We start from the raw sequence: 21,989 nt of genomic DNA, 5'->3' as shown, positions 1-21,989 counted from the left end.
CGAATCCCGAATGCGGCGCGCTGCACGACAGTTGCGGTGTTCTTTATGCGGGAGCGGCGTCCGCCGAACGAAAGCGAAGAAAGGAATGGTCAGTTCCGGGCAGCCTAGGATCGGCCGCATGGGCTGTCAACAACATTTAGTCACAGCTGGATGACCCTGGATCTCGTTGCCGCGTATCCGAACCCGCTGCTACGATCCGTGATCGATCTTACCGGTGCGGTGAAGCGAGCGTCATGACGCGACATGACCCGCCGAATCCGAATTCAGGGAATGACGTCGGCTTTCCGGTTTTCCCGGCGGAATTCATTTGAGGGGCATTCATTGGCGGCACTGAACTGATGGAACACACCCACCTCGGACGCACCGGGCTCGTCGTCAGCCGACTCGGCCTTGGAACCATGAACTTCGGCTCGCACACCAGCGAGCCGGACAGTCACGCGATCATGGACGGTGCACTCGACCTCGGCATCAACTTCTTCGACACGGCCGACATCTACGGTCGCAAGTCCGGCCCCGGCGGCACCGAGGCCCTGATCGGGCGGTGGTTCGGCCACGGCGGCGGCCGGCGCGACAAGGTGGTGCTCGCCACCAAGGTGTACGGCAAGACCGGCGACTGGCCCAACGACCGCGGCCTCTCCGCACGGCACATCATCAAGGCCTGCGACGCCTCCCTCAGACGGCTCGGCACCGACTGGATCGACGTCTACCAGATGCACCACGTCGACCGCTCGACCCCGTGGGACGAGATCTGGGAGGCGATGGCGACGCTGGTGGCGCAGGGCAAGGTGCGCTACGTGGGCTCCTGCAACTTCGCGGGCTGGCACCTGACCGCGGCCCAGGCCGTGGCACGCGAACGTCACCTCCTGGGCCTGGTGTCCGAGCAGTGCCTGTACAACCTGTTCGCCCGCTACGTGGAGCTCGAAGTCATCCCGGCGGCGTCCGCCCTCGGCCTCGGCGTGCTGCCGTGGTCCCCGCTGCACGGCGGTCTGCTGTCCGGAGTGCTGCGCCGCCAGGCCGAGGGCTCCACGGCGCGCTCCACCGGCGCCCGCGCTGCCGACGACCTCCGGCGCGGGGCACGGGCGATCGCCGGGTACGAGAAGCTCTGCGCCGAGCTGGGCCAGGACCCCTCCGTGGTCGCGCTCGCCTGGCTGCTCGGCCGTCCCGGCGTCACCGCGCCCATCATCGGACCCCGGACCGCGGAACAGCTGACGGCCTCGACCGCGGCGCTCACCTTCGCACTCGACGACGCGGTGACCGCCCGGCTCGACGAGCTGTTCCCACCGCCGGGAAAGGGAGGACCGGCACCCGAGGCGTGGGCATGGTGACCCGCGGCAAGCCGACACCGGGCAGCCCGAGCTGCCGCCATCCGACACAAGGAGACTTCGTCATGCGCGGGTTGGACGGGAAGGTCGCCGTCGTCACCGGCGGCGCCCAGGGCATCGGCCGAGCCGTCGTCGACCGGCTGGTCCACGAGGGCGTCGCCGTGACCATCGCCGACGCACATCCGGAGTTCGGTCCCTCGGCCGCGGCCGAGGTGACGGCCGCGGGCGGCACCGCCTGGCACGCACTCACGGACGTGTCGGACGAGGAGCAGGTGGCCGCAGCGGTGGAAGGCACGGTCCTGCGGCACGGCCGGGTCGACTTCCTCGTGAACTGCGCCGCCGTGTTCATCATGCGCGGCGTGAACGCCACGGTCGACGAGTGGCGCCGCAGCAACGACGTCAACATCATGGGCCAGGCGCTGTGCGTCAAGCACGTGGTGCCGCACATGGCCGACCGGGGCGGCGCGATCGTGAACATCGCCTCGATCTCCGGACACATCGCGCAACCCGACTACGTGGTGTACAACGCGGCGAAAGCGGCTGTCGCCAACATGACCCGCTGCATGGCCCTGGACCTGGCGGACCGGAAGATCCGGGTCAACGCCGTCAACCCCGGAACGGTGTGGAACGCGAACAATGAACGTTTCCACCGCGACGTACTGGGAATGACGCGGGAAAACGCTGAAAAGGACCCCGAGATCGGCGGTCGACACATGCTGAAGCGGGTGGCGGACCCCGAGGAGATAGCGGGTCCGATCGCATTCCTTCTTTCCGATGACGCCAGTTTCATCACCGGGGAGAATCTCATGATCGATGGCGGTTACACCGCCATGTGATCCGGCTGGGCCTTTGAGCGGCCGGCCAGGCGTTCACCCTACTTATGCGGACGGAAGGACCCATGGGCGAAATCAGAGTTGCTCTCGCGGGAATAGGATCGTGCGCTTCGAGTCTCGTGCAGACGGCCGGTCTCACCCCGCCGGGCACCGGACCGATGAACGGCATCATGTACGCGCGCATCGGCGGGTACCAGGTGAACGACATACGGTTCGTCGCGGCGTTCGACGTCGATCGCCGCAAGGTCGGCCTGGACGTGGTGAAGGCGATCACCAGCCCGCCGGTGGCCGCGGTGCTCCACGTCGACGTCGAGCCGACCGGTGTCATCGTGGAGCCGGGCCCGCTGTTCGACGGCGTCGGCGGCAACCTGGAAGGCGTCGTCGAGCCGCACCCGACGAGCCGTGAGGTGACGGTCGACGACGTGGCCGACCGGCTGACCGAGGTCGCGGCGGACGTACTCGTGTGCCTCCTGCCGACCGGTTCCACCCGCGCCGTACAGGCGTACGCCCGCGCGGCGGTGAAGGCGGGCGTCGCCTTCGTCAACGCGACGCCCGAGCCGGTGGCCCACGAGCCCGAACTCGCCGCGGCGTTCGTCGCGGGCGGCGTACCGCTTCTCGGCGACGACCTGCGCAGCCACCTGGGCGCCACCACGTTGCACACCGCGCTGATCGAACTGCTCCAGTCGCGTGGGCTCTCCGTCGTCAACACCTATCAGCTGAACGTCGGCGGCAACACCGACTTCCTCAACCTCTCCGATCCGGGGCGCGCGGCCGGCAAGGTGCGGACGAAGCGCAGCGCCCTGAGCGCGGCGGGCATCGACGCCAGCACCGTCTCGGCGGGCCCCAACGGCTTCGTGGAGTTCCTGGGCGACGAGAAGACCTGCTTCATCAACATCGAAGCGGCTTCGGTACTGGACTCGAACCTCGTGCTCGACGTACGCATGCGGGTCGAGGACAGCCCGAACGCGGCCGGGGTCCTGGTGAACGCGGTGCGCGTCGCGAAGGCCGCCGCCGAACGCGGACACGCCGGTTGTGTCGACGAGGTGTGCGCCTTCCTGTTCAAGAACCCGCCGCAGGGCGCACCGGAGTCGGTGGGCATCCGCAGGTTCCGTGAGTACGTCGACAGCGTCGCCCGGGACTGATCGCGGATGTTCGACCTCCACACGCACCACGACCGGTGCGGCCACGCGCGGGGAACCATGCGCGACTACGTGCACGCCGCGATCGACGCCGGGCTCCACACGCTGGGCTTCTCCGACCACACTCCCTTCTTCGCCGAGCCCGAGGACCACCACCGCCCCTGGGTCGCCATGGCGAAGAGCGAGTTCCCCCGGTACGTCACCGAGGCTGAGGAACTGCGCAAGGAGTACGCGGACCGGATCCGCATCCTGGTGGGCGTCGAGTCGGACTTCTTCCCCGAGCACGCGGGCCTCTACGGCGACACGTTGCGCCGCTACGACTTCGACTACGTCATCGGGTCGGTGCACGTCATGGACGGCGTCGACCTCTTCCGGCCGGAACGCTGGCAAGGCGCCACCGACGACGACCTGAAGCGGGCGAAGGAGAAGTACTGCGACCTGGTCGCCCAGTCGGCCCGCAGCGGGCTGTTCGACGTACTCGGCCACGTCGACGCCGTGAAGGCGGCGTGCCCCGCCATGTCGTCCATCGCCACCCCGGCGACGGAACGGATGGTGCGCGCCTTCGCCGAGACCGACGTGGTGGTCGAGGTGAACACGTCGGGCAGCACCAAGGAGTGCGGCGGCTGGTACCCGGACCCGGACATCCTCGAGATGGCCGCCCACTACGGCGTCAGGATGACGTTCGGGTCCGACGCGCACGACCCCGAACGCGTCGGCGAGGAGCACGAGGAAGTACGCCGGACGCTCCGGGAACTCGGCCACCGTCACTGGTACGTCTTCGAGCGGCGCCGCCGGATCGAACTCCCCCTGTAGCAACAACTCGTTCCCGTCGGACCTACTCACGGAGGAACCCGGTGACCGGGACCTTTGTCTCCATCGTTTCCGCCTCCCACGGCAGTGCGGCGACACCCGCCTACGAACTCGTCGAACGGAAAGGGGTCGGTCATCCGGACACGATGTGCGACGCGATCGCCGAACGCGCCTCGCGCTACTACGCGCAGTACTGCGTCGAGCACTTCGGCCGGGTCGCACACCACTGGTTCGACAAGGTCGTGCTCTTCGGCGGCGAGGCCACCATCGACTTCGGTGAGGGCGAACTGACCAAGCCCTACACCGTGCTGTACGCGGGCAAGGGCGCGTACCGCTACGCCGACCAGCCGATCCCGCTCGAGGAGATCCTGTTCCGGGCGGCGGCCGACACACTCTCCGAGGTGACCACCGGGTTCGACCCGAAGCGCCACCTCACCGTCCAGTGCGAGGTGGTGGACCACCAGGGATCGGGGCGCGGGCACTCCCGCTACCGCCCGCAGGTCATCGACGACCTGATCGAGATCGGCGACACCGACCTGGTGTCGAACGACTGCAACCTGCTGCACGGCTACTACCCGCTCAGCACGCTCGAAGCGATGGTGATGGGTACGGAACAGCTGATCAACGGGGCCGGGTTCAAGGAGAAGCACCCGGACACCGGGTGGGACGTGAAGGTCTTCGGCAGCCGCCGCGAGGACGAGTACCGGCTGATCGTCAACATGCCCTTCCTCGCGCGCCACATCGATTCGATGGAGACCTACCTGCGGCGCAAGGCCGAATGCCGGCAGCACGTGGCGGAGTACCTGCGCGAGACCTTCGGCCTGGAGCCCGACCTCCTGTTCAACCCCACCGACCGGAACAAGCGGCCCTACCTGACCGCGCTCGGCTCGGTCGCGGACACCGGGGACGTCGGTGTCGTCGGCCGCGGCAACCGCCTGAACGGCCTCATCACACCGATGCGTTCGATGAGCATCGAGGCCCCGGCGGGCAAGAACCCGCTCGACCACACGGGCAAGCTGTACGGCGTGCTCGCGCACCAACTGGCCAGGGAGGTGAGCGAGGCCATCGGCCTGCCGGTGGACACGCACATCTTCACCTCGAAGGAAGCCCGCCTGGACCAACCGGACGAGGTGGTGGTGGAGGCGCACGGCGAGCTGAGCGAGGATCAGCGCTCGGTCGCGGACGCCATCATCGCGAAGCGGCTGGCGAACATGGGCGACGTGACCAGGGAACTGATCTTCGACGGGATCACGATGTGGTGAACGAACTCGCCGCCACGATCGCCGCCGCCGTCCGGCGGTGCGCCGCGCAGCCGTTGGCGGAGACCGAGGCATGGGTCCGGCCGTACGCACCGGGCGGCCATGCCGACCGGCACCAGTTCCTGGTGATGCTCAAACCCGAGCTGGTGCTCCCCCGGGGAGGTGACGGCGCCAGGCCGCTCGCCCGGGTGCTTGACGTCCTGACGGACCGCGGCGTCGAGATCGGCGCGGTCCGTGTCCTGTCGAGCGGGTTCGTCGCCCGGCACGCCGTCGTCGAGTCGCACTACCCGGCGCTCAACCGCATCGCCCGCACGGGCGAGGCCGGCATGTCGCCCGCCGCCGTCGAGCGTCTGGACGAGACCTACCCCGGGTTCCGAGCCGCGAGCGGCCGCGTCGTGGGGGGATTCCAGCTGCTCGACGAGATCCCGGAACTGACGCCCTACGCGCTGGAGTTGCTGACCCGCAACACCGCGGTCGCGAAGCTCGGCACCGGCACCTACGCGATCCGGGCGTCCGTCGACGGCGAAGACCTGATCGTGCTGAATCCGTTCCACCCCCAGCAGGTCGCCCACTTCACCGCGCCGGGCGGGGCGATCGCGCTCCTCGAATGCTGGTCCGAGCTGGCGCTGCCGGTGATCCGGCGCGACCTCATCGGTGCGACCGACCCGAGGGACGCGGAGCCGCACTCGATCAAGGGCATCCTGCTCAGGGAGCGCGGGTCGCTCGGGCTGGACCGGGTGTCGACCCGCTGCAACGGCGTCCACGTCTCCCCGGGCGCGCCCGAGGGGATGGCCACGATCGTCCGCTACTTCTCGGTCGGCGGTTCCGCGATCCGTCCGCAGGACACCGCGTTCGGGCGGCGGCTGACGGAGGCGGGCCTGTCCGCCGAGGCGGTCGCGTGGGTGGCGGGCGACCCCGATGTCGCCAGCGGGGAGCACACGGGTCCGCTGTTCGAACTGACCGAGGACATGGACTGGGCGGACGCCGTGAAGTTCGTGGCCGCCCTGGACCGGATGTGAGCGCTGGAGTGAACGTCTGGGTGGTCGGTACGCCGGCCGCGGGCAAGTCGACCCTCGCGCGACGGCTGGCGTCCGCGCTCGAACTGCGGCACATCGAATTGGACGACGCGTTCTGGGCCGCGGGATGGGTGCCGGCCGAGACCGCCGAGTTCCTGAACGCGGTGGCCGCGCGGACCGACGAGCCGGGATGGGTGGTCGACGGCCAGTACGGCGCCGCGGTCCAGGCGTACGCCGCTCGGGCGCACGTGGTCGTCTGGGTCGACACCCCGCTGCGGGTCGGCCTGCCGCGCCTGGTCCGGCGGACGGTGGCGCGCGCCCGGCGCCGCCAGCCGCTGTGGTCGGCCGGCAACGTCGAGACGTGGTGGCACGCGATCGGCCCCGCTTCGATCATCTGGTACGCGATCTCCGTCCACCGCGAACAACGCCGGGCGAACGAGGAGTTGTTCCGGCGCCTGGCACCTCTTGGTGTCCGGCTGATCCGCGTCCGACACCCGGACGCGGACGCCCTGGTCCGTGCGCTGCGCACGGCGGACGCCCTGGAAAAGGAGCCCACGCATGAGTGAACTGGCCATCTTCGGTGGTGAGCCGACGGTGCGCGAACCGGACCGGACGGTGTGGCCCGTCGTCAGCGAGGCCGACGTGGCCCGCGTCGCCGACGCCGCCCGGCGGGGCGAGATCTCGTACGACGCCAGCGAGGGCATGGTTGCCGAGCTGGAAGGCCTGTTCGAGACGAGGCTCGACCGGCCCTACGCGCTGGCCACCAGTTCGGGCACGGCGGCCCTGCACTCGGCCTTCTTCGGGATCGGGCTGGCCCCGGGCGACGAGGTGCTCGCCCCGACGTACACCTATCTGGCCACCGTCATGCCGATCGTCGCGTGCAACGCGACACCGGTCCTCGTCGACGCCGAACCCGACACCGGCAACATCGACATCGACGACGCGGAACGGCACGTCACCTCGCGTACGCGCGCGATGGTGGTGACCCATCTCTCAGGACACCCGGTCGACATGGAGCGCGCCCTGAGATTCGCGCGCCGCCACGGCCTCAAGGTGGTGGAGGACTGCTCCCAGGCGCACGGCGCCGCGACGTCCGGGGCGGAGGTCGGCACCAGGGGCGACGTCGCGGCGTTCAGCCTCCAGGGGCGCAAGCTCGTCGCCGCCGGCGAAGGGGGGATGCTCGTCACATCGGACACCACCGTCTACGAGCGTGCGGTCATGCTCGGCCACTTCGCGGCGCGGTCCGAAACGGAGGTGCGCACACCGGACCTGGTGCCCTTCGCGAAACTCGGCTACGGCCTCAACTACCGCATGCATCCGCTCGGCGCGGCGCTGGCCATCGGGCAGATGGAGCGGCTGGACCAGTACCTCGAATGGCGTGCGGACAACTTCCGCGCGTACGACGAGATCCTCCGCGACACCCCGGGACTCGCCCCGGCGCCCCGGCAAGACCACGTCTCCCGGCACGGCGGCTACAGCTATCAGCCGCTGTACGACCCGGCCCAGTGGGGCGGGCTGCCCCGCTCGGTGTTCATCGACGCCCTGCGGGCCGAGGGCGTACCGGCCACCGTGCCGACGTCGCTGCCCCTGCACAGGGAACCGTTCTTCTCCCGCGCCGAGACCGGCATCACCACGTACCCCGTCGACCCGGACCGGCGGCTGTACCGGGCCGGTGACCTGCCGCGGAGCGAGGAGTACGTGAGATCGGCCTGGCGGCTGCCCGCCTATCCGCAGCCGTTGTCGACACGGATGCTGACGGGCATGGCCGAGGCGTTCCGTAAGATTGCGGCCGGTGCGGAGCGACTGCGCCGGCACACGCGTGCCGCGGCTGCATGAGGAGGGACGGACACATGCGCGTACGGCCCTCGGCGCGGGGTCTGGTGCTCAACGAATCCGCTGAGGTCCTGCTCCTGCGGGCCGAGGACTCGACGCCGGTGGACCCGGCCAATCCGCACCTGCTCCACTACTGGGTGACGCCCGGGGGAGGAGTGAAGGAGGGGGAGACGGCCGAGCAGGCGCTCATCCGCGAACTGTACGAGGAGACCGGTCTGGTCGGCGTCGAGATCGGCAGGGAAGTGTGGCTCCGCGAGCTCGAACTGGACCTGCCGAAGCACGGACGGGTGCGCAGCCACGAGCGCTACTTCCTCTGCCTCAGCCGCGAGACCCGCACCACCGGCGAGTTCATGACCGACAGCGAGCGCGAGGTCATCAAGGAGACCCGGTGGTGGTCACTGGACGAACTGGCGGCTTCGTCGGAAGTGGTGCGCCCGCCCGGATTCGTGGCCCTCGTGCGCGCGGTGCTGGCCGACGGCCCGCCCGCGGTTCCCCTCCGCATCACCTGAGCGGCCGGGTGGCCGGGGCCGTGCGGAGCTCATCGAGCGGTGAACACGAACTCGAACATGTCGTTCATGCCGCGCCGGAGGAACTCCGCGCACTGCGCGTAGTGCGCCACCTGCTTGTCCACTTCGACCTCACCCGCGAGCGCGACCGCCTCCGCCCTGTTCCGCCGGAGGTTCTCGACGAAGAGCTCAAGGGTCCTCGCGTAGTGCGTGCTCAGGGAATCGGAGACGGCGACATCGAACCCGGCGCTCTCGCCGAGCGTGACGACCCGGCCCTTGGGGGTGACCCGGAAGATCGGCCGTTCCGCGGTCACCGCGAGCATGACCATGACCCCGCCGGGCGGCAGCAGGGCACGGCAGTGCGGCAGGAACGAGTCCTTGTTCTCGAAGGTCTCGAATGCGTTGACGCAGATGATGCGGTCCACCGGCTCGTCGAATTCCTCCCACCGCTGCAGGCGGAAATCGACGCGCCGGTCGGCCGGTCGGCCCGTCTCCCGCGCGACGGCGTACGCGTGCTGCTCACTGCTCAGCGTTATGCCGGTCACCTCGGCCCGGTACGCGTCGGCCGCGGCGCGCGCGGTCGAGCCCCAGCCGCAGCCGATGTCCAGGAGGCGCATCGACGGCCGGATCCGGCAACTGCGCAACACCGCGTCGGTCTTGGCCCGCTGAGCGCTGTCCAACGACATGTCGGCATCGGTGAAATACCCCGAGCTGTGGTTCAACTGCGTATCCATGTACAGCTTGGCGTATTCGGTTCGGATGATCACGGAGTGCTTACCTCTTTCTCGCCCGAAAAGGTCCGGTTGTGCCGATGGCACGCGAGCCGATCGTGGATCGTAGCAGCGGACACAAACCCGCGACAACGAAATGTGGGGTCATCCAGCGGAGACTGAATGTCGTTGACGGTGACCGAGGCCGATCCTAGGCTGATCCGAAATGGCTGCCCATTTCGCGAGGCTGTGAGGACTCCATTGGAAAGAAGCGAGATAACCGAGAAGGTCCGGAAAAATGTCGGTGCCCTGCTGAACTCGCCCACCGATTTCCCGGAGACCGATCTGCTCTCCGCGCACGGCCTCGATTCCCTGACCAGTGTCCAGTTGACCCTGTACCTGGAAGATGAATTCGGTGTCCTCTTCGAGGACGACGAACTGAGCATAGAGAACTTCGCGACCCTCGAAAGCATCGTCGGCCTCCTCGACAAGAAGGTGCAGGAATAGGCGCCGCGCTGCCCGACCGCGCCGAAGGCGGGCTGCGGTATGCCGCCTTCGACCTGGACGGCACGGTGCTCGACGCGGGCGGCGCGACGACCGCGTCGGTGCTGGCCGGGACGTCCAGGCTGCGCGACCTGGGCCTGCTCCCGATCGTCGTGACCGGGCGATCGCGCCCCGGGTTCCTGCGGCTGGCCGGGGCCGACCCGCTGCTCACCCTCTTCCACCCCGAGGTGCTCCTTGAAGACGGTGACGTCGTCCTCGACCGAGCGGGCGGGCACTGCCGGACGGCGGCCACGCTGCCCCTGTCGGCCGTGGACCAGGTGGTGCGGGCCTGCGCGGACGTCGTCGCCTCGTGCGGCGAGGGCCGGCTCGTCGCCTCCAGTCGCCGCGCCGCGGCCGCGTACGCCATGGCGTACCGCATCCCCCGCAGGGACATCGACGTCGCCGCACCGGCGGGACCTGTCAGTCGGCTGGTGGTGTTCGACGCCGCACCTCCGGACGTCGCCGGCACGCTACGACGGCCCCTCAACGCCTTCGATGCCACGGTGTTCACCGCGGCCGGCCGGGGCAAGGCGACCGGCCTGGCCGAACTGCTCGCCGAACGCTTCGGCGAGCAGGACCTGAGCCGAGTGGTGGCCTTCGGGGACGGCGACAACGACGCCGACCTGCTCGCGGCCAGCCGCGTCGGCGTCGCCGTCCAGGGCTGCTCCACGGCTGCCCGCGCGGCTGCCCGCGTCTGCCTGGACCGGCCTCTCGGCGCCTACCTGGAGACCGTGGACCTGCGCGATCTGCTGCGGTGCGATGCGCGTCGGGCGAGGTAGCCCGCCGTGTATCAGGCGAGGTAGCCCGCCGTGCGTCAGGCGAGGTAGCCCGCCGGATTGCGCTGCTGGGCCCGCCAGGCGTCGCGGCACATGGCGGCGAGGTCCCGGGTGGTGGTCCAGTTCCACGCCCGGGCGACCGCGGTCGGATCGGCGACGAGGACGGCCACGTCCCCCGGGCGGCGCCCCGTGACCCGGTAGGGAATGGTGCGCCCCGATACCCGCTCGAACTCGCGCACCAGCTGGAGGACCGACGTGCCCTGACCGGTGCCTAGATTGAAGGTGCGCATGCCGTTCGCCTCGCCGATGCGCTCCACGGCCGTGCGGTGAGCCTCCGCGACGTCCACGACGTGGATGTAGTCGCGCACGCCCGTGCCGTCAGCGGTGGGGTAGTCATCCCCGTACACGTCGAGCCGGTCCAGCCGGCCGACCGCGATGCGGGTCAGGAGCGGCATGATGTTGTTCAGCGCGCCCCGGGGCTCCTCGTTCAGCAGGCCGCTGGCGTGGGCACCGATCGGGTTGAAGTAGCGCAGGGCCAGCACCTGCCAGTCCGGCAGACGTCGGCAGAGATCGGCGAGCACCTGCTCGCAGATGAGCTTCGACGCGGCGTACGGATTCGTGGGTCCGACCGGGTCCAGTTCGCTCAGAGGCACCTTGGTCGCGTTTCCGTAGACCGAACAGGACGACGAGAAGACCAGGCGCCGCACATGGTGCTCATGCATGACGGACAACAGGGTGAGCGTTCCGGCCACGTTCGTGTCGTAGTACTCGACAGGCAGGGCGACCGATTCGCCGACCGCCTTTCGAGCGGCGAAGTGGATCACCGCGTCCGGGCGATGGCGGGTGAACACGTCGGCGAGAGCGGACCGGTCCCTGATGTCCACCTGGTGGAATGCGTGGACCGGCTTCCCTGCTATCTGCTCCACCCTCGCAAGGGCCTGCGGTGAACTGTTGGAAAGGTCGTCGACCACGACCACGGAATGGCCGTTCCTCAGGAGTTCGACGCAGGTGTGGCTGCCGATGAAACCGGCTCCGCCGGTCACGAGTGCTGTCGTTGGCATGAAGGGCTCCAATTCCCTTTGACTGTACGCGTGCGCAGCGGCCGCTCGCCCTTGTCGGTGGAGCGTGCTTTCCTCGTACCCGACCCGTGGGGCCCGTCATGCCTCGACTTCGTCCGATTCTGCCTGCGGCGTGGGACTTTAAACGGAAACTTGAAGTCGGTGCCGGTCGGTTAAACCGCTGCTAACCTCGGCCCGCAAGGAATCGAGTCCGAACCGTTTCGACGGGAAGGCGGCGGCTCAGATGAGTGCGGCACCGACGGAAGAAACCCTGGAAGCTCATGTGGAGCGGTTCGCCGTCCAGGGATACACAGTTGTCCGGGACGTGTTCGCTCCCGAAGAAGTAGCCGGCATGCTCGCCGCGAGCGAGCGGGTGGTCGGCAAAGTGCGGGCTGATCCGTCGGCCTTCGGCGCGCCGACCGTACCCCGATACACCAACAGGGTCGAGGGCGCCGTCGATACCTGGGGCGTCGACAACATGTTCGCGCCGAACCTCTACGAGCCGGAACTGGGCGCGGTGTTCGGCCACCGGAAGTTCATGGAGTTCAGCCATGCCGTGCTCGGCCCGAACCTGCGCTTCTGGGCGGCCCACTTGCTGTGGTCGCCGGAATTCATGCCCTACGAGCTCAACTGGCACAAGGACAACCACGAGCACGAGCACTTCGAACCCAACGGCAAGCCCCGCCACGTGCAGTTCAACGTCTGCCTGACCGATGACAAGTCGTTCCGGGCGATCCCCGGCTCCCACCGGCGGCCCCTCACCGAGGTCGAGCGCGAGGCCGTCTACGCCCGGAGTACCGGCCCGCTGCCCGGTGAGGTCCAGGTGGAGTGCGGCCCCGGTGACGTCATCTACATGAACTACCACATGCTGCACCGGGGATCGTGCGCACCGGACCAGTTCCGCAGGACCCTGCACATGAACGTCCAGTCCATGGAGGAACCGACCGGCGGCCAGACCTCGTACTCGTACATGCGCCACCCCGGATATCTCGACGGCATCGACCCGGCGCTCGCCGCGCTGATGCGCAATTCGATCGAGTGGGACGACAGCCACCCGATCGACCGCGCCGAGGCCCGCCGACGCATGCGCGTCTCGCACGATCTGCGCCGTTCCACCGCCGGGCCGGTGGGGGAGCACCACGGATACGGCGCCTGATGACGGTGCGGTACTCCCCGGACCGCCTCGATCCGCTCGGCGGCCACGACACCGCCTGGGCCGTGCTCGAACTGGTCGCCGAGCACCAGGGGTTGGACGCCGAACCGGACGCCCGCGCCGCTCATCTGCAGCGGCCGGACTTCGACCACGGAGAGCTCATCCAGCAGGCGATGCGCCACAACCTGCTGCCGGCCCTTGCGGACTTCCTCAACCGGCACGGACTGCGGAAGGCACTGCCGCACCGGTTGCGCACCCCCGTGCTGAACCAGCTGCGGCTGAGCGAGCACCGGGGCCGACTGCTCACCCGGGAGGCGGCCCGGGTCTCCGACGGGCTCGCCCGCGCCGGGGTGCGAGCCGCCTGGACCAAGGGGGTGACGCTCCAGTCGACCCTGTACGACGACACCGCCGTGCGCTCCTTCAACGACATCGACCTGATGATCGCTCCGGAGGACCGCGAGCGGACGAGGACGGCACTGATCGACCTCGGTTACACGCCGGACGCCGTCTTCGACCCCGAGACCGGGCAACTGAAGGAGATGCCCCGGCTCGACCGGCGGTCGTACCGGATGTCACCGGACCACCTCCCGCACTTCAGGCTGCTCACCGAGGACATCTGCGTACCGCATGTCTCCGTGGACGTCGCCAACAGCCTCACCTGGCACGGCAGCGCGTGGCAGGTGCCGATGCGCCGCGTGGTCGAGCAGATCGCGCCCGTACCCGTCATCGGCGGCGTCCTGCCCGCGCTGAGCACACCCCACGCCTTCCTCTTCCTGTGCCTGCACGTCTTCCGGGAGGGATGGCTCCAGCGGACGATCGTGACGAAGGACCTCGCGCTGTCGCAGTTCGCCGACATCCTGCGGCAGTGGCGGCGCTCGTCACCGGAGGTACGCCGTGACGTCGGGGCCGCCGTCGCGGAGTTCGGCCTGGCCGAGCCGATGGCCTGGGTCAGCGCGCACACCGACGCCCTCTTCGGGGCGGGCATCCTGGAGGAACTGGGTCTCGCGGCACAGGCGGACCCGGGGTGGCAGGCGAGTGCCCAAGGCGCGGGCGGCCGGCGGCTGACCTGGCACGGCGACATGCGCAGGCGCCTGCGCGAGGTGACCGCGCCGGCCCTGACGCCGCTGCCGTAGAAGAGCGTGCTCACCGCGCATGTCCGCCCCACCGCCGAGAACGGCGTCAGATGTACAGTGAAAAGCGCACCTGACCTGCACAAAGCAGGCAGGGAGCCGTCATACAGGAGTCCAAAGTGCTGCGTACTCTCTTCAAATCCAAGATTCACCGCGCCACGGTGACCCAGGCCGACCTGCACTACGTGGGGTCCGTCACCATCGACGCCGACCTTCTCGACGCCGCTGATCTGCTGCCCGGCGAGCTCGTGCACATCGTTGATGTCACCAATGGCGCCCGCCTGGAGACGTACACCATCGAGGGGCGGCGCGGGAGCGGTGTCATCGGTATCAACGGCGCGGCCGCGCACCTGGTCCATCCCGGCGATAAGGTGATCATCATCAGTTACGCCCAGGTCGAGGACGCCGAGGCGCGGGCGCTGCGGCCGCGGGTCGTGCACGTCGACGAGGCCAATCGGGTGGTCGCCCTCGGTGACGATCCCGCCGAGGCCGTGCCGGGGGACCCGGAGACGGCGCGGAGTCCGCTGAGCGTCTGAAGCGGGGCTCTCGCGTCCCGCGTCTACTGCGAGGAGAGGCGATGAGCGTGGAGATCCGTGACGACCGGGCCCGCGGAGTGCTCGAAGCGTCCGACGGCGGTGAGGTCGTCGGGCACATCGACTACTTCACGCTGGACGTGCCCGGCACCGAGTCCGACGAGGTGCCCGGCGGCGCGGCCGAGACCGCGCTCGTGCCCGTGCACACGGAAGTGGCGTCCGCCCATGAGGGCAAGGGCATCGCGGGCGAGCTCACCGCGGAGCTGTACGCCATCGCCGCACGGGAGGGCGCCGCGGTCGCGCCGCTGTGTTCGTACGTCGTGAAGTGGGCCGAGCGCCACCCGGAGCAGGCCCCGGCGGCCTCCGACGCGCTGATGCGGGCCGCGCTGGACAAGGTCCGGACGGACCCGTCGGCGTGGTGACCCTGGGGCTGCTGCATACGTCGTCCGTCCATGTGCCGGTCTTCGACGGCCTGCGGGACGCCCACCACCCGGGGCTCGCGCTCCGGCATCACGTCGACGAGTCCCTGTTGGAGCGGGCCGGGCGGGAAGGGCCCGAGGCGGTCGCTCCGGCGGTGCGGGACGCTCTGGTGAAGGCCGTGGGGGAGGGGTCGCAGGCCGTTCTGTGCACCTGTTCCAGCATCGGGGCGGTCGCCGAGGCCCTCGGCCCGCGCGTGGGTGTTCCCGTGCTGCGGGTCGACCGGCCCATGGCGGCCGCGGCCGTCGCCGCCGGGTCGCGTGTCGCCGTACTGGCCACCGTCGAGTCGACCCTGGCGCCGACCGTGGCGCTGGTCGAGGAGGAGGCGCGCACGGCCGGACGCGAGGTCGTGGTGCGCCCCGTCGTGGTCGACGGGGCGTGGGCACGGTTCCTGGCGGGGGATGCGCAGGGGTACGCGCGGGCGGTGGCGGCGGCGATCCGCGGTGTGCGGGACGCCGACGCGGTCGTGCTGGCGCAGGCCTCCATGGCGGCGGCGTCGGAACTCGTCCCTGACGGGCCGGTGCCGGTGTTCGCCAGCCCTCGGGTGGGGCTCGCGGCGGCCGCGGCCGCCGTCGTCGCGGACGGTTCGGGCGAGGCGCCCGGGGCGACGGTGCCGAGTGCGGCGGGTCCGGCCGGGGTCCGATAGCGGCCCAGGGGCGGTCGCGCGTCTGCCCCACCGGCTGGGCGATGGATCCGGAATGGTGTCAGGCTTGGGGCCGGGGGTGTCGGGTAGGCGGGGGAGAAGCCGACGAACCACTGGCTGGAGGATCGCAATGACCCATCCGTTCCCTGATCCCGTACCGCCGGCGCCGCCGTCTCCGGGACCGCCGTCTCCGGGGCCGGACAGGCCCTTCCCGGACCCGGAGCCCGTGCCGCGGCCGGAGCCCCGGCCCGCACCGGAGCCGTCGCCGTCCCCGATCCCCACACCGCCGGGACCGGAACCGACGCCGCCCGAGCCTCAGCCGGGGCCATTGTCCTGACACATGCGCACAGGGTGTCCTGACACGCGCCCACAGGGGCGGGACCGACCGGTCCCGCCCCTGTGGCGTGTCAGCGGCCCTGCCGGGCGCGGGACGACTGGCATAGCGTGAGGCTCCGACGCCGTGTACGAAGGAGGAGCCGTCCGTGCCCCAATTCGATCTGCCCCTTGACGAACTGCGCCGCTACCGCCCCGAGTTGCCGGAGCCCGAGGACTTCGACGCCTTCTGGGAGAAGACGCTGCTCGAGGCGCGGCAGCACGACCTGCACGCGCGGTTCGAGGCGGTGGAACTGCCGTTGGAGGGTGTGCGGGTCTTCGACGTCACGTACGCCGGGTTCGGCGGGCATCCCGTGAAGGGATGGCTGGTTCTGCCCGCCGACGTGAGGGAACCGCTGCCCGCCGTCGTCGAGTACATCGGATACGGCGGCGGACGCGGCCTGCCGCACATGCATCTGCTGTGGGCCACGGCCGGATACGCGCACTTCGTCATGGACACCCGTGGGCAGGGCAGCGGCGGGTGGGCGCAGGGCGACACCCCGGACCCCGTGGGCAGCGGGCCCGCCCACCCCGGGTACATGACGCGCGGCATCGAGGACCCGCACGAGTACTACTACCGGCGGCTCTACGTCGACGCGGTCCGGGCCGTCGAGGCCGTCCGCGCCCACCCCCTCGTGAACGCCTCGCGGGTCGCCGCGCTCGGCGTCAGCCAGGGCGGCGGCCTCGCGCTCGCGGTCGGCGGTCTCGTGCCGGACCTGGCCGCCATCGCGCCCGACGTGCCGTTCCTGTGCGACTTCCCGCGCGCCACGACCCTCACCGACCGGCCGCCGTACAACGAGATCGGGCTGTATCTGAAGGCCCGGAGGGGCGGGCAGGAGCGCGTCTTTCGGACACTCTCCTACTTCGACTGCGTGCACTTCGCCGCCCGGGGGCGGGCGCCCGCCCTCTTCTCCACCGCCCTGGAGGACCAGACGTGTCCGCCCTCCACGGTGTTCGCCGCCTTCAACGCGTACGCGGGGAGCGAGCGTTCGATGGAGGTGTACTCCTTCAACGATCACGAGGGCGGTGGCCCCTACCAGCAGGGAGTCCAACTTCGTTGGATCGAGGGGTACTTGAAGGGGTGATTTGTCAGCGCCCCCTCGGTGCCCGGCCCTTGTCATGGATTGGTCCGACCGGCTAGCTTGCGGGCTTGTCGTGTGTCCGATGTGTGCAATCCGTGATGACGTGTGTCCGAGGGGGCTCGCAATGGCCGTACGGGGCCGGCACCGCAAGTATCAGCCGAACCGCATCAACCGTGCGTCGCTCACGGTCACCGCGGGCGGCGCGGGCATGGCGCTCCCGCTGACCGTGGCGGGCACCGCCGGCGCCGCCGACGTCGACACCTGGAACAAGGTGGCGGCGTGCGAGTCCGGCAACAACTGGAGCATCAACACCGGCAACGGCTACTACGGCGGCCTCCAGTTCAAGCAGTCCACCTGGGAGGCGTACGGCGGCACGGCCTACGCGTCGCGTGCCGACCGCGCCACCAAGCACCAGCAGATCGCCGTGGCCGAGAAGGTCCTCGGCACGCAGGGTCCCGGCGCCTGGCCGGTGTGCTCCGCGAAGGCGGGCCTCACCAAGGGCGGCGGCTCGCCCGACGTCGCCCCGGCCCGCGCCCCGAGCAAGCCGAAACCGCCCAAGCGCGACGTCAGGGACGTCAAGCCGGAGGTGACCCCGCAGTCCACCGCCGGTACCGCCGAGATGTACACCGTGGTGCGCGGCGACACGCTCTCGGGGATCGCCGACGAGCGCCGGGTCCGAGGCGGCTGGCAGCAGTTGTACGACGCGAACCGGCGGGTCATCGGCGCCGACCCCGACCTGATCACGCCGGGGCAGCGGCTCTCCGTGCACGGTCAGGGCGGGCGCGTCCCCCATGGCACGGACAAGGCCGATCGGCGCGCCGAGGACCGGGCCGGGGCTCCGGCGCGACAGAAGGCCGCGGAGAAGAAAGCTGCCGAGCGGAAGGCCGCCGAGCGGAAGGCCGCCGAGCGGAAGGCCGCCGAGCGGAAGGCTGCCGAGCGGAAAGCCGCCGAGAAGGAGCGCGAGAAGCCGCGCCCCCCGAAGGCCTCCTCGACACCCACCAAGCAGGCCCGGCCCGCCACCTCGTCGGCCGCCTCCGCCCCGGTCGCCGCGTCCCCCAGCACGCCCTACCGCGCGGCGGGCGGCTCGTGGTCGAAGGGCTATCACACCGGTGTCGACTTCGCCGTGCCCACGGGGACGTCCGTGAAGGCCGTCGCCGCCGGGCAGGTCGTCTCCGCGGGATGGGGCGGCAGCTACGGCTACCAGGTGGTCATACGGCACACCGACGGGAAGTACAGCCAGTACGGGCATCTGTCGGCGCTCTCGGTGAAGGCCGGGCAGCAGGTCGGCGCGGGCCAGCGCATCGCCCGGTCGGGGTCCACCGGCAACAGCACGGGCCCGCATCTGCACTTCGAGGTGCGGACGGGGCCCGGCTTCGGTTCCGACATCGATCCGCTCGCCTACCTGCGGGCCCGCGGCGTGCGCATCTGAGGCGGGTCGGCTCCGGGGCGCCGCGGTGCGGCGGTGCCGCTCAGGACCCGATGCGTTCCCGGCGCTTCGGGCGCCGGTGCGACACCAGGTGGTGCGTCGGCGCCGTCACCGGCGGAACGAGCTGTGACGGCACGGCGGGAAGCGCCGCCTCGGGCCTGAACCGTGGCTCTACCGGGGCCGGGGCCGGGACCGGCGGCGCGGGTGCCGGCAGCGCCGGTGCGGAGGGCTTCAGCGACCCCTGGGACCCCGGAGCCCCCTGGAACCACGGTGACGTCACAGCCGCCGACGGCGCCACCCGCGCCGATGGCAGCCGCCCGGCCTCCGCGGCCCCGGCCTCAGGGGCGGTCGACGTCTCCCGGGCGATCCGCTCCGTGGTCAGCAGGATCAGGCCGCCCGCGGCGACGACACCGCAGCCGAGCGCCAGAACGGTGCCCATGGTGCCGTAGCGGAAGGTTTCTCCGAAGAGGGTCAGGCCGACCGCGGCCGCGACGACGGGATTCACGACGGTCACCGTGGAGAGCGGCGCCGCGAGACCCGCGCCCCGGTACGAGGCCTGCGAGATCAGCACCCCGGCCGCCGCCAGTACGGCGATGACGCCGAGACTCGGCAGCTGCCGGCCGAACGCCACGCCCTCCTCCCAGTCCACCGCCACCGTCTTCGTGAAGACCGAGGCGATGCCGAAGGCGGCGCCGGCCGCGCAGGCCAGCAGCACGCTGCGCACCACGGGGTGCCGGTGCACCGCGTGTGCCACCACCATCAGGGCGAGTACGCCGCCGCCCGTCGCCAGGGCCAGTACGACGCGCTCGGCGCTGTCCAGGGACTGCGCGCCGGACGTCGAGGTGAGCGAGAGGAGCCCGGCGAGCCCCACCGTCGCCATGATCGCGCCGCGCCAGGCCGTGGCCCCGGCCCGGCGGCGTACGAACAGCGCGGCCATCGGCAGGGCGAAGACGATGGTCAGGGCGCCCAGCGGCTGGACGAGGCTGAGCGGGCCGTAGGCGAGCGCCACGACGTGCAGGAGGGCGCCCAGGCCGTTCAGCGCGACAGCGGTCCACCAGGTGCCGCGGCGCAGCGGGGCGTACCGCTGCTCCGGCGTGGTCGCCGCCACGCGCTCCTGGAGGATCGCCCCGCCGGCGTACGCGACGGCGGAGACGAGCGAGAGCAGCACGGACAGCGCGAGGGCACTCATGAGGTGCTCCCCGGCGTGCGGTGCGTCCGGTGGTCCCGGCGAGGCGAACGGTCGGCTTCCATGGTTACCACGATGCCGCGCGGATCGCCTCGCGTCGTCGTACCTGAGCAGGCAATCGGTCCTACTGCCGATGGAGTACGCCCCCGCCCGTGTCCTCCCCAAGGCGTGCGGCCCCTACGGGCAGAGGCGGAGACCCCGCGGAGCACGGGCGGCGCGGGGCTTGCTGTACTGCTCTCGTGAACACCCCCATCGACCTGGCAGAACTCGCGTCCGTCGGCGGCTTCTTCGCGCTGCGCCCGGCTCCCGGGCCCGTCGGCGCCGTACCCCTAGCAAAGGTGTACGACCCACCGACCGGCGCCGACCCGTTGGCCTTCCGCGTCGGGAAGGTGGCGCGGCGGCTCGGCGCCCCCGAGGAGCGCATCGCGGTGTCCGTGGCGCAGCTGGGGCTCGCCGCCCGGCTCTGGTCCGTCGCGCTCGGCTCCGCGGCGCTGTACGGCGCGGTGCCCGACCTGGACCCCGCCCTGCTGTGCTGGGACGCCGACGGAACCTCGCCCGACGACCTGTGGCTCGGCGGCAACCGCACCCTGCCCGCCGACGCCGGGACCGTGCGGGAGGTCGTGCAGCACGGGCATCTCGCGCCGCTCACCGACGCGTTGCGCTCCCGGTACCGGATCTCCGCCGGGCTGCTGTGGGGCAACGCGGGCTCCGCGCTCGCGGGAGCCGCGAGGGAACTGCACGGCTGGGCGGCGCGGGAGGGGCGCGAGGACGTGGGGGAGCGGGCGCTCGGCCTGGCCTCGGCGCTCTTCGACCACCCTGACCTGCGCGGCAGCGGGACCCTGGACGGCACCGCGTTCCGGCGCCGCAGCTGCTGTCTGTACTACCGGTGCCCCGGCGGCGGCGTGTGCGGCGACTGCTGCTTCGACCGGCCGCCGCAGCGCTCTTCCCCCGGGGCCGCGTCTGGGTGACCATGAGGGGGCGCGGCCGACATCAGGCGGACGACGGAGGGTTCTGCGTGCGAGTGGGACTGCTCACCCGGGAGTACCCGCCCGATGTGTACGGCGGGGCAGGCGTCCATGTCGAGTTCCTCGCAAGGGAGTTACGCTCCCTCGTCGACCTCGACGTGCACTGCTGGGGCGACGGCGCGTCCGACGGTCTGGTGCGCCACCGGGCCTGGTCCGAGCTCGACGGCGCCAACGACGCGCTGCGCACCTTCTCCGTGGACCTGGCCATGGCCGCCGCGCTCGCCGGTCGCGAACTCGTCCACTCCCACACCTGGTACGCCAACCTCGCGGGCCACGTCGGCAAGCTCCTGCACGGCATTCCGCACGTGATGACCGCGCACTCCCTGGAGCCCCTGCGGCCCTGGAAGGCCGAGCAACTGGGCGGCGGTTACGCCCTGTCGAGCTGGGCCGAGCGCACGGCCGCCGAGTCGGCCGACGCGCTGATCGCGGTGTCCGGCGCGATGCGTGAGGACATCCTCGCCTGCTATCCGGCCGTCGACCCGGCGAAGGTCCACGTCGTGCACAACGGCATCGACACCGGCCTCTACCGTCCCGACCCCGCCACGGACGTCCTGGAGCGCCTCGGCATCGACCCCGGGCGCCCGTACGTCCTGTTCGTCGGCCGCATCACCCGGCAGAAGGGTGTGCCCCATCTGCTGCGCGCCGCACGGCGGTTGGACCCGGGCGTCCAGCTGGTCCTGTGCGCCGGAGCCCCCGACACCCCGGAGATCGACGCCGAGTTCCGCGTGCTCTTCGAGGAGCTGAGCCGCGGCCGTGCGGGCGTCCAGTGGATCCCCGAGATGCTGCCGCGCCCCGAGGTCGTCCAACTCCTCAGCCACGCCGCGCTGTTCGTCTGCCCTTCGGTGTACGAACCACTGGGCATCGTCAACCTGGAGGCGATGGCCTGCGGTACGGCGGTGGTCGCCTCGCGCGTCGGCGGCATTCCGGAGGTCGTACAGGACGGCACGACGGGGCTGCTCGTCCCCTACGAGCCGAAGGACCCCGAAGGCTTCGAACGTGACCTCGGGCTGCTCCTGAACGAACTGGCCACCGACCCCGGACGGGCCGCCTCTATGGGCGCGGCCGGACGCCGCCGGACCGTCGGGGAATTCGGCTGGGACGCCGTCGCCCGGCGCACGGTCGAGGTGTACGAGGAGATCCTGCACGCCGACAGGTAG

Annotated in this window: 23 protein-coding genes; 20 read left to right on the top strand and 3 right to left on the bottom strand. The window is 70.7% G+C overall.

Annotation, left to right across the window (positions count from 1 at the left end; all coding sequences use genetic code 11):
• Positions 1–338: 338 nt before the first annotated feature.
• From ACF062_RS36975 to ACF062_RS36935, 9 genes are all read left to right on the top strand, one after another.
• Positions 339–1,325, top strand: a complete 987-nt coding sequence (locus ACF062_RS36975) for an aldo/keto reductase (protein ID WP_392144279.1) — start codon at positions 339–341, stop codon at positions 1,323–1,325.
• Positions 1,319–2,158 (top strand): SDR family NAD(P)-dependent oxidoreductase, encoded by an 840-nt coding sequence (locus ACF062_RS36970; RefSeq protein WP_392144277.1) that lies wholly within the window; start codon positions 1,319–1,321, stop codon positions 2,156–2,158. The genes ACF062_RS36975 and ACF062_RS36970 overlap by 7 nt, the downstream gene beginning before the upstream one ends.
• Positions 2,159–2,274: 116 nt before the next feature.
• Positions 2,275–3,297, top strand: a complete 1,023-nt coding sequence (locus tag ACF062_RS36965; RefSeq protein WP_392144275.1) for an inositol-3-phosphate synthase — start codon at positions 2,275–2,277, stop codon at positions 3,295–3,297.
• Between the two features lie 6 nt (positions 3,298–3,303).
• A complete protein-coding gene (locus tag ACF062_RS36960; protein WP_392144273.1) occupies positions 3,304–4,107 on the top strand; it encodes a histidinol-phosphatase in 804 nt (267 codons plus the stop codon).
• Between the two features lie 41 nt (positions 4,108–4,148).
• Positions 4,149–5,366, top strand: a complete 1,218-nt coding sequence (locus tag ACF062_RS36955; protein WP_392144271.1) for a methionine adenosyltransferase — start codon at positions 4,149–4,151, stop codon at positions 5,364–5,366.
• The gene (locus tag ACF062_RS36950) at positions 5,363–6,382 is read left to right on the top strand and encodes a hypothetical protein (RefSeq protein ID WP_392144269.1); all 1,020 of its coding nucleotides are present in this window, start codon (positions 5,363–5,365) and stop codon (positions 6,380–6,382) included. Before ACF062_RS36955 ends, ACF062_RS36950 begins: the two co-directional genes overlap by 4 nt.
• The gene (locus ACF062_RS36945) at positions 6,379–6,945 is read left to right on the top strand and encodes a hypothetical protein (protein ID WP_392144267.1); all 567 of its coding nucleotides are present in this window, start codon (positions 6,379–6,381) and stop codon (positions 6,943–6,945) included. The genes ACF062_RS36950 and ACF062_RS36945 overlap by 4 nt, the downstream gene beginning before the upstream one ends.
• Positions 6,938–8,215 carry a DegT/DnrJ/EryC1/StrS family aminotransferase gene (locus ACF062_RS36940; protein WP_392144266.1) on the top strand — a complete coding sequence of 426 codons (1,278 nt, stop codon included), beginning with the start codon at positions 6,938–6,940 and terminating at the stop codon, positions 8,213–8,215. The genes ACF062_RS36945 and ACF062_RS36940 overlap by 8 nt, the downstream gene beginning before the upstream one ends.
• Before the next feature lie 14 nt (positions 8,216–8,229).
• Positions 8,230–8,721 (top strand): NUDIX hydrolase, encoded by a 492-nt coding sequence (locus ACF062_RS36935; RefSeq protein ID WP_392144264.1) that lies wholly within the window; start codon positions 8,230–8,232, stop codon positions 8,719–8,721.
• A gap of 29 nt (positions 8,722–8,750) precedes the next feature.
• Here ACF062_RS36935 and ACF062_RS36930 read toward each other — a convergent pair whose 3' ends face one another.
• Complete coding sequence (locus tag ACF062_RS36930) at positions 8,751–9,485, bottom strand: class I SAM-dependent methyltransferase (protein ID WP_392144262.1); 735 nt, start codon at positions 9,483–9,485, stop codon at positions 8,751–8,753.
• Between the two features lie 126 nt (positions 9,486–9,611).
• Here ACF062_RS36930 and ACF062_RS36925 point away from each other — a divergent pair, with 126 nt between their 5' ends.
• Positions 9,612–9,935: an acyl carrier protein gene (locus ACF062_RS36925; RefSeq protein ID WP_392144260.1), complete on the top strand. Its 324-nt coding sequence runs from the start codon at positions 9,612–9,614 to the stop codon at positions 9,933–9,935.
• Between the two features lie 65 nt (positions 9,936–10,000).
• A complete protein-coding gene (locus ACF062_RS36920; protein ID WP_392144258.1) occupies positions 10,001–10,750 on the top strand; it encodes an HAD family hydrolase in 750 nt (249 codons plus the stop codon).
• Positions 10,751–10,785: 35 nt separating this feature from the next.
• On the opposite strand, the gene galE is transcribed toward ACF062_RS36920, so the two are convergent.
• On the bottom strand, positions 10,786–11,808 hold the full coding sequence (gene galE, locus ACF062_RS36915; RefSeq protein WP_392144256.1) for a UDP-glucose 4-epimerase GalE: 1,023 nt from the start codon (positions 11,806–11,808) through the stop codon (positions 10,786–10,788).
• Between the two features lie 241 nt (positions 11,809–12,049).
• On the opposite strand from galE, the gene ACF062_RS36910 reads away from it, so the two are divergent.
• The 7 genes from ACF062_RS36910 (at position 12,050) to ACF062_RS36880 (ending at position 18,624) form a co-directional block, all read left to right on the top strand.
• Positions 12,050–12,961, top strand: a complete 912-nt coding sequence (locus ACF062_RS36910) for a phytanoyl-CoA dioxygenase family protein (protein WP_392144254.1) — start codon at positions 12,050–12,052, stop codon at positions 12,959–12,961.
• Positions 12,961–14,091: a nucleotidyltransferase family protein gene (locus tag ACF062_RS36905; protein ID WP_392144252.1), complete on the top strand. Its 1,131-nt coding sequence runs from the start codon at positions 12,961–12,963 to the stop codon at positions 14,089–14,091. Before ACF062_RS36910 ends, ACF062_RS36905 begins: the two co-directional genes overlap by 1 nt.
• Positions 14,092–14,207: 116 nt before the next feature.
• Positions 14,208–14,624 (top strand): aspartate 1-decarboxylase, encoded by a 417-nt coding sequence (gene panD / locus ACF062_RS36900; protein ID WP_223778336.1) that lies wholly within the window; start codon positions 14,208–14,210, stop codon positions 14,622–14,624.
• A gap of 41 nt (positions 14,625–14,665) precedes the next feature.
• Positions 14,666–15,043 (top strand): GNAT family N-acetyltransferase, encoded by a 378-nt coding sequence (locus tag ACF062_RS36895; RefSeq protein WP_320589051.1) that lies wholly within the window; start codon positions 14,666–14,668, stop codon positions 15,041–15,043.
• Positions 15,040–15,744, top strand: coding sequence for an aspartate/glutamate racemase family protein (locus ACF062_RS36890; RefSeq protein ID WP_392144320.1), 705 nt, complete (start codon positions 15,040–15,042; stop codon positions 15,742–15,744). The genes ACF062_RS36895 and ACF062_RS36890 overlap by 4 nt, the downstream gene beginning before the upstream one ends.
• A 479-nt stretch (positions 15,745–16,223) precedes the next feature.
• Positions 16,224–17,198: an acetylxylan esterase gene (locus ACF062_RS36885; protein ID WP_392144249.1), complete on the top strand. Its 975-nt coding sequence runs from the start codon at positions 16,224–16,226 to the stop codon at positions 17,196–17,198.
• Positions 17,199–17,319: 121 nt separating this feature from the next.
• The gene (locus tag ACF062_RS36880; RefSeq protein WP_392144247.1) at positions 17,320–18,624 is read left to right on the top strand and encodes a transglycosylase family protein; all 1,305 of its coding nucleotides are present in this window, start codon (positions 17,320–17,322) and stop codon (positions 18,622–18,624) included.
• Between the two features lie 40 nt (positions 18,625–18,664).
• On the opposite strand, the gene ACF062_RS36875 is transcribed toward ACF062_RS36880, so the two are convergent.
• On the bottom strand, positions 18,665–19,810 hold the full coding sequence (locus ACF062_RS36875; RefSeq protein WP_392144245.1) for a DMT family transporter: 1,146 nt from the start codon (positions 19,808–19,810) through the stop codon (positions 18,665–18,667).
• A gap of 236 nt (positions 19,811–20,046) precedes the next feature.
• Between ACF062_RS36875 and ACF062_RS36870 the strand changes: the two genes are divergently transcribed.
• Both ACF062_RS36870 and glgA read left to right on the top strand, forming a co-directional pair.
• Positions 20,047–20,775, top strand: coding sequence for a (2Fe-2S)-binding protein (locus tag ACF062_RS36870; protein ID WP_392144244.1), 729 nt, complete (start codon positions 20,047–20,049; stop codon positions 20,773–20,775).
• A gap of 47 nt (positions 20,776–20,822) precedes the next feature.
• Positions 20,823–21,989, top strand: a complete 1,167-nt coding sequence (gene glgA / locus ACF062_RS36865; protein WP_392144242.1) for a glycogen synthase — start codon at positions 20,823–20,825, stop codon at positions 21,987–21,989.

This window comes from Streptomyces sp. NPDC015345 (assembly GCF_043078805.1).
Taxonomy (GTDB): domain Bacteria; phylum Actinomycetota; class Actinomycetes; order Streptomycetales; family Streptomycetaceae; genus Streptomyces.
The sequence above is the reverse complement of the archived record's forward strand: the minus strand, read 5'-3'. Positions and strand labels throughout refer to the sequence as shown.